This is a genomic window from Nocardioides malaquae (genome assembly GCF_015070385.1).
Classification (GTDB): domain Bacteria; phylum Actinomycetota; class Actinomycetes; order Propionibacteriales; family Nocardioidaceae; genus Nocardioides; species Nocardioides malaquae.
The window spans coordinates 1-258 of sequence record NZ_JADCSA010000652.1 but is presented as its reverse complement, the minus strand read 5'-3'; the positions used below and the strand labels follow the sequence as shown (position 1 = coordinate 258).

General features: G+C 57.8%; 1 protein-coding gene. It reads left to right on the top strand.

The genetic code is table 11. The annotated features are described in order from the left end of the window. On the top strand, positions 1-258 hold a 258-nt coding region (locus tag IEQ44_RS16120; protein WP_193639440.1), incomplete at both ends, for a ZIP family metal transporter.

Sequence of the window (258 nt, the reverse complement as noted above, 5' to 3'; positions counted from 1 at the left end):
ACCTTTGTCACGGCGAGCAGCAACCTGGAGCTGGGATTTGGCATCGCACTGGCCGTCGCGTTGCACAATATCCCTGAAGGTCTGGCAGTGGCAGGCCCGGTTTATGCGGCAACGGGGTCTAAACGCACCGCGATTCTGTGGGCGGGGATTTCTGGACTAGCAGAAATTCTTGGTGGTGTGCTGGCGTGGTTAATCCTCGGTAGCATGATTTCCCCGGTGGTCATGGCGGCAATCATGGCGGCGGTTGCAGGAATTATG